This is a genomic window from Halorubrum amylolyticum (genome assembly GCF_004114995.1).
Lineage (GTDB): Archaea > Halobacteriota > Halobacteria > Halobacteriales > Haloferacaceae > Halorubrum > Halorubrum amylolyticum.
In genome coordinates, this window is sequence record NZ_SDJP01000033.1 from 14,513 (window position 1) to 28,245 (window position 13,733).

Sequence of the window (13,733 nt, forward strand, 5' to 3'; positions counted from 1 at the left end):
TAGTCATGGTCGATTTCACCGACCGACCGTCACACATCGGACCAGACGGGGAACAGATCCCACTCGAAGAGCATCTCGACGACGTCCGCGAGCGGGTCGGATGGCTCGTCCCCGACGACGCCGAGACGCCGGAGGGGAACTCACTCTCCGAGTTGGCGGAGGTGGTGACACGAGTCCACGATTTCGGAAAGTTGACCGCGTGGTTCCGCGAGCATCTCCTTTCGGACGACGCACAGCCAGCTGGACCGAAACACCACGCCCCGATATCGGCGCTACTCGCCCACTACGCGTTGGAGGCACGCGGGTTCGACGGCGCCGATCAGCTCGTCGGCTTTCTGGCCGTCGCGAGACACCACGGACGCCTCCCCGATACCGCCGACTACGTGCACCGAGCGAGCGTCGAGCAGTCCGGACGGATACAGACACTCTACCGGTCCGACGCGCTCGAACAGGCAGCACACATCGACGAGACGGCTCCTGAACTCGCTGAGGCACTCGTGGACCGAGCGACGGGCGGTGCTGGAGACTGGGAAACGTTCCACGAACGGCTCGCCGATTCCGATGCAGCCATCGAGCTCCCGTGGGTCGCGGAAGCCGTCTGTAGCGGCCGGCGACTTCGCCCCGCACCGGAGAAGCTTCCTCCTGGCTTCTACGAGTCAGTGCTACAGGTCTGGAGTGCGCTCGTTTTCGCCGACAAGGCGAGCGCGACGTACCTATCGACCGGAATCGAAATCGGCCGGAAGGCCTACCGGTCGCCGACCCCTGGGCGGCTAGAAATCGACGCGTACATCGACGAGCTCCAGACTGAGAACGCTGAGACAGAGCGGGACCCGCGCACGGAACAGATGAACGAGCGGCGCGAGGACGCTCGACAGGAGGTTCACGCTCGCGCCAAAGAGTTCGTCCATGACGATCGGAACGTCGCGACGCTGACGCTCCCGACGGGCATGGGGAAGACACTCACTGGACTGGACGCCGCCCTAACAGTGCTCGAGGGGAGTGAGATGGCGTCGAACCCTAACGAGGGGCGTCTTGTCTATGCACTGCCGTACACGTCTATTATCGATCAGGTGGCTGAACAGAGCCGCGAACTGTTCGGGACCGGTGAGAGAGGCGAACGACTCACCGTCGACCACCACCTTGCGGATACCCTCGTCTCGCCGCCGGACGAGCCCGAATCAGTCGCCGACGACGCCGTCGAGAACGTCGCCGCCCTCCTCGGCGAGAGCTGGCGGTCGGGGATGGTCGTGACGACGTTCGTCCAGGTGTTCGAGAGTCTGGCCGGGCCGACAAACGCCCGCTCGATGAAGCTCCCCTCGCTGTACGGGAGCGTGGTAATTCTTGACGAACCGCAGGCGCTGCCGCTCGAGTGGTGGCCGCTTGTGGACCGGCTGGTCGAACTGTTGACCGAGGAGTACGGTGCGTCGGTGATCGCCATGACGGCCACTCAGCCCGAACTCCTGTCTGCGGGCGACCGAGAGCCGTTCTCCCTTGTCGCGGATCCTGATCCGTACTACGACGAGCTGGACCGGCTCGACTTCGTGCTTCACCCGTCCGCGATCGCGATGCTTCCCGGGCAGGACAGTGAAGAGAGCGACACGATCGACGACGACGCGGAGTCAGCAGCACTCTCCTACGACCGAGCCGGCGACCTCGTTGCGACCCGGGCCGACGACGGCGATTCGGTGTTGGCGATCTGCAACACGATCGACAGCGCGCGTGAGCTCGCCGAGTCAGTTGCCGACCGAACAATACCAGTGGACGTCAATGAGGTGTACGACGAACTGCTCAACGACGCGGATGAATCGACCGAATCGATACCGCCCAAGCGAACGAGTGCCGACGCGGTCCGTCGACGACGCTCGGGGCAACCGCTGTTGGTCCACCTCACGACACGCCACCGGCCGTGTGACCGACGCCACCTCATCGACGTGGCGTCCGACCTCGCCGAAGCGGGTGAACCAGTGTTGTTCGTCTCCACCCAGCTGGTCGAGGCCGGCGTCGACGTGAGCTTCGACGAGGTCATCCGTGATTTCGCGCCGATGGACAGCCTCGTGCAGGCTGCGGGTCGGTGTAACCGGTCATACGGCCGCAACCGTGGGCGCGTGACGGTCTGGCAGCTCGCGCCGCCGCCGAACCGCGAGACAACGCCCGCAAGCGCGGTCTACGGTCGAGGAGAGAGTCTCACCAAATTGACTGGCCAAGCGCTGGCAACGGTCTACGACGGTGACCCGATGCCCGAGCCAGACGTTACTCGAAACGCCGTCGAACACTACTTCGACCTGCTCGATGGGCGTGACGTCGGTGCCGACGAGTACGTGGAATACCTCGAGCGGGCAGAAGCCGAACAGCTCGGGCGACTCTCGCTCATCGACGAGCGGCCCGCCGTCGACGTGATCGTGACGAGAACGGCCGATGAGCGCGAGACCGTCGAAGAGATCCGGCGAGCGTTCGGCGAGTACCGGTGGGACGACCTGGACGACCTCGTCGAGTCGACCGCGGACTGGCAGGTCTCCGTTCCCGTCTACCCCGGCGACGACGACACGATGGAGAAGCTCGCTGCATGCGAGCCGCTGTTCCCCGACACCGACCGGCTGGTGCTCGACGGGCGCCCGGGACGGCATGACGGCTACTTCGACGCCACCGACGGCGTCGTCATCCCTGACACGAGCGTGGAGGCACGTTTACTGTGAGCGATCCCGTCTCTCGGCTGGTGGCCACAGCACAGGGCGACGCCGTCGACAACCCGTTTCGCGTCACTGGCGTGATGATGCAGTACTACTACGTCTGTGAACGCGAGCTCTGGTTCGAGAGCCGGAACGTCGAAATCGACCGGGAGAACGCAAGCGTTGCCCGAGGGACTCGCGTCGATGAGTCCTCCTACGGCGAACGTTCACAGGAGAACCTTCGACTCGGGATGATCGCTCTCGACCTACTTGAAGACGGTCGGGTGGTAGAGGTGAAACCCTCATCAACGTTGACAGAGCCAGCGCGAATGCAGCTCTCGTACTACCTCTGGTACCTCGACCGGGTATTAGGCGTCGAACGTGAGGGCGTGTTGGCACACCCGACTGAGCGTCGACGTGAGGACGTTTCCCTCGACGACGACCGATGCGACAAAGTCGAGTCGGCAATCCGAGGGATTCACGCGATCGTGACCGCGGACAGCCCGCCGGAAGCCACTGAGAAACCGTACTGCGAGTCGTGTGCCTATCACGACTTCTGTTGGGTCTGATCATGGACAAGAACTACCACATCTTTTCGGACGGCCGCATCGAACGGAGCGAGGATACAGTTCGGCTGGAGACCGATGATGGCGAGAAAAAACATATCCCCGTCGAACACGCTGAGGCGATCTACCTGCACGGACAGATCGACTACAACACGCGGCTAATGTCGTTTCTCAATGACCACGGCGTTGCTGTCCATGTCTTCGGATGGAACGATCGCTATGCAGGGTCACTGATGCCCGAACGCGGGCAGACGAGCGGTCGAACTGTCGTTGAGCAGGTCCGAGCGTACGACGATCCCGAGCAACGTCAGTCTCTCGCTGCCTCGTTCGTCCGTGGGAGTATCCACAACATGCGGACGAACGTCACGTACTACGACAGTCGGGACTACGAGCTCGGGGGCGTAATCGAGGAGTTGGACAACGCGACTGCGCGTATCGACGACGCTGGCGATATCTCCGAGCTCATGGGTGTGGAAGCGACGGCCCGGAGAGCGTACTACCAGACGTTCGAGGCGGTTCTTCCCGACTCGTTCGCGTTCGACGGCCGAGAGTACAATCCACCACCGAATCCGGTGAACGCGCTCATTTCGTTCGGGAATAGTATGGTGTACGCAAACTGTGTTTCCGCAATCCGTGCTACCGCACTTGACCCGACCATCAGCTATCTCCACGAGCCGGGAGAACGGCGCTACTCCCTTTCGCTGGATATTGCCGACCTGTTCAAACCAGTGCTAACGGATCGGCTGCTGTTCAGACTGGTCAACCGTAAGCAGATCAGCCGAGACGATTTCCGAGACGAGGTTGGCTCCTGTCTACTTAACGAGGAAGGGCGAACGACGTTTCTGAAGGAGTTTGAGGAGACACTCGAACGAACAGTCGAGCACCCGACGCTGAACCGGAAGGTGAGCTATCAGTATTTGCTTCGCTTGGAGGTATACAAGCTCAAAAAGCACTTGTTAACCGGCGAATCCTATGATTCGTTCAAGCGGTGGTGGTAGATGTACGTTATCGTCGTCTACGACATGGAGGCTGACAGGACCCACCTGATGCTGAAGCTCTGTCGCCGATATCTTGTTCACGTCCAGAACTCAGTACTGGAAGGGGAAATCTCGGAGGGAGATCTAGCGACACTGAAGGGAGAGATTGAAGATCTCCTTCAGGAGGGAGAATCAGTCATGGTCTACGAACTCTCTTCGGACCAGTTATTGAACCGTACCGTGTACGGAGACGACCCGACCGAAGATAGTCGGTTTCTCTAGCTGATGTCGACCCCCAGGGGGTTTGGGGGGGATTGCGGGTCGACGGAAATGATGAAGTGTATTCCACTGGTAGAGGTGATATGGTGGACAAAATCACCATGGTTTCAGACGTACCCTCGTGGGGTTGAAGCCGAACGATCGAAACGACCTCGGGCGCGACGTCCGAGTTTCAGACGTACCCTCGTGGGGTTGAAGCTCGTCTCTCACTCCGGCGCGTCGTACACGGTCGAGTTTCAGACGTACCCTCGTGGGGTTGAAGCTCGGGGTCGACCTCCGACGCGAACTCCCCCGAGTCGGTTTCAGACGTACCCTCGTGGGGTTGAAGCGACTCGCCCGTCCGACGCTCGACGTCGAAGATGGACGTTTCAGACGTACCCTCGTGGGGTTGAAGCACCAACGAGGAGGGTGAGCTCCAGAGCATGAGCGCGTTTCAGACGTACCCTCGTGGGGTTGAAGCAGCCACACCTCCCGAATCGCCGGGTACTCGGTGAGGTTTCAGACGTACCCTCGTGGGGTTGAAGCCGGCAGGTGGAGGACGCCGTCGTGGAACGCGAGTGGAGTTTCAGACGTACCCTCGTGGGGTTGAAGCTCGGTGTCGAAGTAGGTCCGCTCCGCCGTCCATCTGGTTTCAGACGTACCCTCGTGGGGTTGAAGCATCGACCAGATCGACGGGAGCGCGGCGATCAACCGCGTTTCAGACGTACCCTCGTGGGGTTGAAGCCGAGGCCGAACACACACACACGCCGCGAACGAGTTTCAGACGTACCCTCGTGGGGTTGAAGCTACGATGACGGCGGGACGGCCTCTCTCACCGAAGCGTTTCAGACGTACCCTCGTGGGGTTGAAGCGACATCGAGCGGTTCGACCCCGTCCAAGAGGCCCAGTTTCAGACGTACCCTCGTGGGGTTGAAGCACTCAGATCCATCAGCCAAACTGCCGTGGTTGACTGGTTTCAGACGTACCCTCGTGGGGTTGAAGCCGCGAACAGCAGCACGAGCACCTTGTCGACGAGGGCGTTTCAGACGTACCCTCGTGGGGTTGAAGCTTCGAGGCGTCGTCTCCACGAGACGCCGGCGAGCTGGGTTTCAGACGTACCCTCGTGGGGTTGAAGCATCCGCCCGGGCCGTATCCACGCGAAGTACATCGCAGTTTCAGACGTACCCTCGTGGGGTTGAAGCTTCTTCGAACCGCCGGAGGTGATGTCTCCCTCTCGTTTCAGACGTACCCTCGTGGGGTTGAAGCGCCGACACAGAGCCATCGACCGCACAGTCTGAAGACGTTTCAGACGTACCCTCGTGGGGTTGAAGCCTCCTGGAGCAGCTCGCCGCGCTCCCACGCCGCGTTGTTTCAGACGTACCCTCGTGGGGTTGAAGCATGGCTCTCTCTGTGGGTGTAGTTTGGCGATAAACGGTTTCAGACGTACCCTCGTGGGGTTGAAGCCCGCAGCGACACCCCCATGTCCGAGTGAGGTGCGGGTTTCAGACGTACCCTCGTGGGGTTGAAGCCGTGTCAGACTTCGGGCCGAGCGAGATAAGGAGGCGTTTCAGACGTACCCTCGTGGGGTTGAAGCTCACAGAAGGCGCGCCTCGGCGCGTACTACGGCGAGTTTCAGACGTACCCTCGTGGGGTTGAAGCGGCCTTGTCCGCGCCGGCGTCCTCGGTGACGATGAGTTTCAGACGTACCCTCGTGGGGTTGAAGCCTGTAACACCGATCAACACAGGCGGGAGTTCGTGCAGTTTCAGACGTACCCTCGTGGGGTTGAAGCGGCCACCCGATCCCGGTCGCCATCGACTCCGCGCAAGTTTCAGACGTACCCTCGTGGGGTTGAAGCGTCGTGACGCCGCGCGGAACGTACCATGTCGACGCGGTTTCAGACGTACCCTCGTGGGGTTGAAGCGTTGAGACAGCGAGCGGCGTCTAGTGGTCGGGAGACGTTTCAGACGTACCCTCGTGGGGTTGAAGCGGGTTCGGAACTCGTGATCGAAACAACCAGCGAAGTCGTTTCAGACGTACCCTCGTGGGGTTGAAGCTTCAAGGGTGTCGAAGGTCCGCAATGGAAGACCGGGTTTCAGACGTACCCTCGTGGGGTTGAAGCTCAGCGAGATCGTCAGGGAGGTCGCCGTCAGCCTGGTTTCAGACGTACCCTCGTGGGGTTGAAGCGGCTCGTGGATCGCCATCCCGTCGACGCTCGGTGGCGTTTCAGACGTACCCTCGTGGGGTTGAAGCGACTGACGACAGGCGTATTCGAGATCGACAGCACCGTTTCAGACGTACCCTCGTGGGGTTGAAGCACCGTGTAGGTCCGGCTCCGACAACCGCTTTTGGAGTTTCAGACGTACCCTCGTGGGGTTGAAGCGCGACGGGGGAGATAGAGATCACCACGACCAGCGAGTTTCAGACGTACCCTCGTGGGGTTGAAGCAACGAGAACACATGGGCGAAATCAATATATACCACGTTTCAGACGTACCCTCGTGGGGTTGAAGCTCGATAAGCCCATCCTCAATCTGGCTGTCGAGGTTGGTTTCAGACGTACCCTCGTGGGGTTGAAGCGACCCCGCGGACGACTCGTACACCTCGGGACCGACGGTTTCAGACGTACCCTCGTGGGGTTGAAGCGGGGTTCGTGACGCCCTGGACGCCCTGCGGCGGCGTTTCAGACGTACCCTCGTGGGGTTGAAGCGAGGATCCGATCGTCGACGGCACCATCGCGAAGGCGTTTCAGACGTACCCTCGTGGGGTTGAAGCCCGACATCCCCGACGGCTACGCGCACGTCGACATCGTTTCAGACGTACCCTCGTGGGGTTGAAGCCAGCTGCTCGTCCTCGGCGAAGTGATCGTGGACGAGTTTCAGACGTACCCTCGTGGGGTTGAAGCCCCCGGGCAGTGAAGCTGATCAACAGCACCGCGACGTTTCAGACGTACCCTCGTGGGGTTGAAGCCCCTCGCCGACGGTCGCCTCGACGTAGTCGTCCTGTTTCAGACGTACCCTCGTGGGGTTGAAGCAGCGCTGACGCCGAGGAGTGCGACATGCGGGCGGTGGTTTCAGACGTACCCTCGTGGGGTTGAAGCGCGTCGAAGTTGTCGATGAAGACGAGTGTACCGCCGGTTTCAGACGTACCCTCGTGGGGTTGAAGCGGATGTCGGTCGGCGATCGTCTCGGCGACCTCGGCGTTTCAGACGTACCCTCGTGGGGTTGAAGCGTCCATCCGTCCCGGCAGTCGGTTGAGCGTGGACTGGTTTCAGACGTACCCTCGTGGGGTTGAAGCGACCGGCGCCTACAGTGGGCCCGGAGGACTGAGTTTCAGACGTACCCTCGTGGGGTTGAAGCTCGAACCCAGTCCTCGTAGCGGGTATCTTGCCACTGGTTTCAGACGTACCCTCGTGGGGTTGAAGCTGCCCCGGCTGCGAGCACGACCTCCTCCACCAGGAGTTTCAGACGTACCCTCGTGGGGTTGAAGCCGTATTGCGACATACACTATACGAACAGACGAAACGGTTTCAGACGTACCCTCGTGGGGTTGAAGCGGTTCGATCGTGACGGTGGTTGCTGCGTATGACATCGTTTCAGACGTACCCTCGTGGGGTTGAAGCGTGGGGTTGATCTCCACCAACGTCTTCGGGCGCACCGTTTCAGACGTACCCTCGTGGGGTTGAAGCGACCGTCAGTGGCTACGTCTCTGACGCGGAGGACAGTTTCAGACGTACCCTCGTGGGGTTGAAGCTCGGTACACTGAGGTCGGAGCGGGCGGCAGTGCTTCGTTTCAGACGTACCCTCGTGGGGTTGAAGCTGGTAGATTGGAGCTGAGATCGGTCTCATGTCGCTCGTTTCAGACGTACCCTCGTGGGGTTGAAGCGGCTCTCCAGCTCGTCGAGGCGCTCTAAGACCTCAGGTTTCAGACGTACCCTCGTGGGGTTGAAGCGGTGAGGTCCTCCCGACGGAGCAGCACCGTCCCGCGTTTCAGACGTACCCTCGTGGGGTTGAAGCATGAGCTACACGGGGACGATGGAGCCACTGCTTGTTTCAGACGTACCCTCGTGGGGTTGAAGCAGCTGCTCGGTCCCGACGTGCCGCATGTCGTCGTCGTTTCAGACGTACCCTCGTGGGGTTGAAGCATGTCTGAGTGCGCTGACTGCGGCGTCGGCTCAAACGTTTCAGACGTACCCTCGTGGGGTTGAAGCACCACGGGCCCGAGCCAGCGCGGCGCCGACCGCGGTTTCAGACGTACCCTCGTGGGGTTGAAGCTCGACAACCCGCGCTCCCCGACGAACCTCGATAGCGGTTTCAGACGTACCCTCGTGGGGTTGAAGCGACACGGTCGAGGCGCGTCGGACGGCGATCATGACGCGTTTCAGACGTACCCTCGTGGGGTTGAAGCCGTGGACGCGCCGTCTCGTAGGCGATCTGGCGGAGAGGTTTCAGACGTACCCTCGTGGGGTTGAAGCGGGGAGTCTGTCGACGGGCGGCAACGCGGGGCCGGGTTTCAGACGTACCCTCGTGGGGTTGAAGCGCTCGACAGTGGCCGTCTTGGCCTCCCGTTCGCGTTTCAGACGTACCCTCGTGGGGTTGAAGCGTGACACTATACCGCGAACGCGGCGACGGCGAAGAGTTTCAGACGTACCCTCGTGGGGTTGAAGCGAGATCCCCGCCACGGGTGGCCGCGTCGCCGCTCACGTTTCAGACGTACCCTCGTGGGGTTGAAGCCACTTTCACCACACGGTTGGCGAGTCACTAAGTAGCGTTTCAGACGTACCCTCGTGGGGTTGAAGCCCGATCGGCATGGCCGCACCGGCGCACCACTCCCAGTTTCAGACGTACCCTCGTGGGGTTGAAGCCGCCGAAGCTTCGCGCAGGCGCGTGCGAAAGGCGAGCAGTTTCAGACGTACCCTCGTGGGGTTGAAGCTCGACGAGCTCCGTCGCGTCTGCCGGCGCATCGGGAGTTTCAGACGTACCCTCGTGGGGTTGAAGCGATCCATCCACCCATGGATGACGGGCAAACGATACGTTTCAGACGTACCCTCGTGGGGTTGAAGCGACGTTCTCACCCGGTTGAAACCAGTTCGGGATGGTTTCAGACGTACCCTCGTGGGGTTGAAGCAAGAGACATTAATCGCCTCCAAAGCGGTCTGTTTGTCGTTTCAGACGTACCCTCGTGGGGTTGAAGCTTGGGGATCGCGCGCTTGACGGCGCGGCGCACAGCCGTTTCAGACGTACCCTCGTGGGGTTGAAGCTCCGCCCGGACGGTGCGGCGAATCTTCGGTTCGGAAGTTTCAGACGTACCCTCGTGGGGTTGAAGCCACCTCGGCGTCGGCGTGCGTGCCGATCGTCTCCGAGTTTCAGACGTACCCTCGTGGGGTTGAAGCTGGTTTCGGGAGAGGGCGGGTCTGCGGACACAGTAGTTTCAGACGTACCCTCGTGGGGTTGAAGCGCCGTAGTACCGCCGCTTGCCGTGCCGGACTTGGACGGTTTCAGACGTACCCTCGTGGGGTTGAAGCGTGTGGCGTACCCCGACGGCGCGGTGCATCTACAGTGGGTTTCAGACGTATCCTCGTGGGGTTGAAGCATGCTTGTCGCCGACGACCTCGCGTCAGACATTGAGTTTCAGACGTACCCTCGTGGGGTTGAAGCGCTCCGAGAAGCGCCAGCTCATCGAAGACCGCGAGTTTCAGACGTACCCTCGTGGGGTTGAAGCTGGAGAACGTCGGCGTTGAAGGTCGTTACCTCCCGTGTTTCAGACGTACCCTCGTGGGGTTGAAGCGAGCAAGATGTCGAGTTCCTCCCCATGTTCGATCCGGTCTCAGAAGAACCCTACATGGCGAGATAGGGGCCGCAAGCCCGAAATCTGGCACTCCTGCCGATCGTCCAGCACGAATTCAGTAATATACGCCGACGACCGACGCGGTTATCGCTCCAAAGTCGGCGGCTATCAGGCCCACTCATCGAGTTGTTGAGAACTTCCTATTTCATCTAGTGAAACAACTGTTGGCCTAGTGATATTGTGATGGGTTGGTGTGTAAGATGTAGGGCGCGAATGTGGCACGAACTGAGGCCAATCTACGGAAGAGAGTGATCGGTCAGTACAGGTGAAGGACACCCCATTTAGCACGATGACATTTCCCGTAAGGAGGGAAACAGATTTATATACAGAATGAAAACGTGAATGAACAGATATGACCCCGCTCAGCAGATTCCGTAAGAACATAAATTACGGACAGTTTCGCACAGCGGTCCTCCTCGGAATCGCCTCGATTCCATTTACTTTCGGGATTAATTGGGTACTCACGCCTGACCCGGTTTCAGCAACGCCATTGTTTATTGCATCCATAATTTCAGGGTATCTATACCAGTCACAGCCAATCAAAGGAACCCATGCAGGCGTAGTAACCGGGCTAACTGGGGGTATCCCGATTATCCTCTGGCAGAGTGGAGTAACAGTCGTTGACTGGTGGGGACATTCAATCCTCGTGGATGCTGTCGGAGACTCTTGGCTGATGGCTATCTCCTCAGTTGGAGCAGGTGTGGCCACCTTAGGTATTATGACGGTTGTCATGATGGTAATTGGAGTAATTGGTGGATTCATTGGTGAATGGATGAACAATCGCATTGACCGAACGCCCACGCTCGGGTCAGAAGCATAATCGTTTCTGAGGGAGTCATAATCTACCTATGCATTGATTCCATCTACGTCTACAGAGAATCGGGTGGTAAGTAAGCACTCTCGTTCTATCAGCTGATTCAGGATCTATTTGGAGAAAATAACGCAGTTCCCGTGCTGACTACACCCTTCGTATCTTGTACTGATCGACCTACCAAATCCTGAATATATACTGCTGTTTCACTATCCCTCTGTACTGGACAGCGGATCTCAAGGTTCGTCGAGAAGGAAGTGCTATACACAAAACCGCAGTAACCCCCCACTTGTTTAATACAGTAGCGTATCCTCGAAAACGTGAGCAAAAATGGACCCTCAGACGCAGCAATCTACGCCCGAGTTTCGACACCGGACCAGGACGTCTCGCTCGAAGTCCACCACTACAACCCCTAATGAGCGATTAGGGGTCAGAGAAAGTCATCGAGCGACGTATCCTGACCGCCACTATCGGCGTCATCCGTCTCATCATCCTCGGTGGTGTCGGACCGCCCCAGCAGATCGTCTATCTCAACGTCGTCGCTTTCGAATGTGATGAACTCACGACCGGATTCAGTTGTCGGTGGCACCTCCCGCAGTGTGTAGTCGCCAGCATTCCAGTCTGCGACGGCGTCGACGATTCGCGGAGCAGTCTTCGTCGAGATGTAATCAGCCCCCTCAACGATGCGCTCTTGGAAGTCTCCCGAGGATTCCTGCATCTGATACGCCAATTTCTCGATCGTCGGCGCCTCGTTGTCCGGGAGCGTATCTTGATCAAGCGCTTGCCACGCCACACGAATCTGCTCCTCCAGAGCCAGCACCCGCCCGCGTGCCACGCCCTCCTGTGCGGTCAGATGGAGGTCCGAAACCGTCACACCGTCTTCCACCTGTTTCGCGAAGGCATCTACCCAGACGGGTTTCTCGTAGGACGTCGCCGTGTACAGGTGACCAACTGCCCGAAGAGCCTCCGCCAGACTTTGTGCCGTCGACGGCAGGAACGAGGCGTCAATATCGAGGAGCGCTTCGATGCGATCGACGCTGATCCCTTCACACCAGAGCCATGTGACGACCCCCGCTGTAACGCTCGGCTCATCCACCTCGAAGCCGTGATTCCGAAGCATCTGGGCTACCACGTTATCGTCATCGAGCGACTCCTTGAGGTCACACTCGTAGAAGACCGTCGCGAATTCCTTGATGAGCTCCTCTGGCGAAATCGGATGCGACCTCGATAGCGACTCCACGACTCCCTTCAACTGGAGCGGCGTACAATCCATGCGCGTCGCATGGTCATACTCAAACACCGCGTCTCCGAGCGCTGTCGTCGTGATGTGGTTGTCTGACTCGTGGTGAATGAAGTCCTGTTCCGACAACTGCGATAGGACAGCACCCACCTTCTGATCAACATTATTCGGCGAGACAACTGCGTCACCCACCTGAACACCTGTATCTCGGTTGTAGAACCCGTACAGCGACAGAGAGACAAACTCGGTGATTTCGTCCAGCGTGTTCCAACCATTAGCGGCCAACTCGATGAGGAGCCAACTGAGGTTGGTCTGGACATCATCTGCGTTCGACGTGTAGTCATCAGCTGGATAACTGTCGGGGACGGGCCCGAAATGAGAGCCAATCGACTCCAACGACTTCTCCTCAACAGGCGTCCCGAACTCGAAATACTCAGCAGCATCATCCCCACTGTGGATCGGGAACGCGTACGCCTCGTCCATGTCGGCTTCACGGCCAGCCCGCCCAATCCACTGGATGTATTCGTACTTCCCGACGAACTCACCATAGCGAGCCAAGTCAGCGACTATCACCGACTGGATAGGCGAGTCAAACCCGTACGCAAGCCCCGTGGTACACGAGATACACTTAATCTCTCCCGACTTCACACCGTCCTCAACGATGTTCTTGACCGTATTCTCAAGATCGGAGTAGTGGAACGCCACCCCATTTTCAAGACATTCTATCAAATCCTCTTGCGTCCGTGTGAGAGATGTGTCAACCGCCGATTCCACCTTCGAGCGATAGTCGGTGTCGGGTTCAGTAAACGAAGTCCGATCTTTGATGTCGAGGGCCCTAGCCTGCGCGTGCGACGTCAGGAAATTGAATACCATGAAGGGCCCCTTCTCACGCTGGTCCATGATCAGATCACCGATGAACTCACCGTAAGACAGCCCTGACGCATCCTTACTCACGGGAATCTCCTTAATTGGCACCTCGCGCTTTGCGGGACTGATTATCAAGTCACCATCGAGCCATCGGGCAATCTCATCAGGATTCCCGATAGTCGCACTCGTCGAGAAGATCTGAATCCCAGACTGCTTCGCGATTGTCAGGCACTTCTCGATAGTGTCGCCCCGGAATCCCGAGTAGAGCTCATGAAAGTCGTCGAATACCAGCACGTCAAGACCTGAACCGACGCCTCGAATTGCGGCCTCGAAATACGAATCAAACGTCGCGACGATCACATCCGCGTACTGGTAGCCCGCGTTATCGCCCCACGTCGCATTCGCCAATGGTACGTGTTTAGCCCCGTCTGATTTCGTCACTATCTCGTAGGTGGTGGCCTATGACAGACACATGGTCTGCCAGCAGGGAGTCAGTCTACATCC

6 protein-coding genes and 1 CRISPR repeat array are annotated in these 13,733 nt (G+C 59.3%); of the genes, 5 read left to right on the forward strand and 1 reads right to left on the reverse strand.

Annotation, left to right across the window (positions count from 1 at the left end):
* Positions 1 to 5 precede the first annotated feature (5 nt).
* The 5 genes from ESO89_RS15840 (at position 6) to ESO89_RS15860 (ending at position 11,131) form a co-directional block, all read left to right on the forward strand.
* Positions 6 to 2,693, forward strand: a complete 2,688-nt coding sequence (locus ESO89_RS15840; RefSeq protein WP_128906409.1) for a CRISPR-associated endonuclease Cas3'' — start codon at positions 6 to 8, stop codon at positions 2,691 to 2,693.
* Positions 2,690 to 3,235 (forward strand): CRISPR-associated protein Cas4, encoded by a 546-nt coding sequence (gene cas4, locus ESO89_RS15845; protein WP_008444864.1) that lies wholly within the window; start codon positions 2,690 to 2,692, stop codon positions 3,233 to 3,235. The genes ESO89_RS15840 and cas4 overlap by 4 nt, the downstream gene beginning before the upstream one ends.
* 2 nt (positions 3,236 to 3,237) lie before the next feature.
* Positions 3,238 to 4,230 (forward strand): type I-B CRISPR-associated endonuclease Cas1b, encoded by a 993-nt coding sequence (gene cas1b, locus ESO89_RS15850; protein ID WP_128906410.1) that lies wholly within the window; start codon positions 3,238 to 3,240, stop codon positions 4,228 to 4,230.
* Entirely contained in the window at positions 4,231 to 4,491 is a 261-nt protein-coding gene (cas2, locus tag ESO89_RS15855) for a CRISPR-associated endonuclease Cas2 (protein ID WP_009762290.1), read from the forward strand.
* Positions 4,492 to 4,592: 101 nt separating this feature from the next.
* A CRISPR array of direct repeats spans positions 4,593 to 10,251; the repeat unit is 30 nt; unit sequence GTTTCAGACGTACCCTCGTGGGGTTGAAGC.
* Between the two features lie 412 nt (positions 10,252 to 10,663).
* Positions 10,664 to 11,131: a DUF5518 domain-containing protein gene (locus tag ESO89_RS15860; protein WP_128906411.1), complete on the forward strand. Its 468-nt coding sequence runs from the start codon at positions 10,664 to 10,666 to the stop codon at positions 11,129 to 11,131.
* Positions 11,132 to 11,552: 421 nt separating this feature from the next.
* Here ESO89_RS15860 and ESO89_RS15865 read toward each other — a convergent pair whose 3' ends face one another.
* A complete protein-coding gene (locus ESO89_RS15865; protein WP_128906412.1) occupies positions 11,553 to 13,670 on the reverse strand; it encodes a hypothetical protein in 2,118 nt (705 codons plus the stop codon).
* Positions 13,671 to 13,733 lie beyond the last annotated feature (63 nt).

Excerpts from the sequence above, each read along its gene's own strand:
- ESO89_RS15840 (WP_128906409.1), top strand. The coding sequence starts at position 6 with ATGGTCGATTTCACCGACCGACCGTCACACATCGGACCAGACGGGGAA.
- cas1b (WP_128906410.1), top strand. The coding sequence starts at position 3,238 with ATGGACAAGAACTACCACATCTTTTCGGACGGCCGCATCGAACGGAGC.
- cas2 (WP_009762290.1), top strand. The coding sequence starts at position 4,231 with ATGTACGTTATCGTCGTCTACGACATGGAGGCTGACAGGACCCACCTG.
- ESO89_RS15860 (WP_128906411.1), top strand. The coding sequence starts at position 10,664 with ATGACCCCGCTCAGCAGATTCCGTAAGAACATAAATTACGGACAGTTT.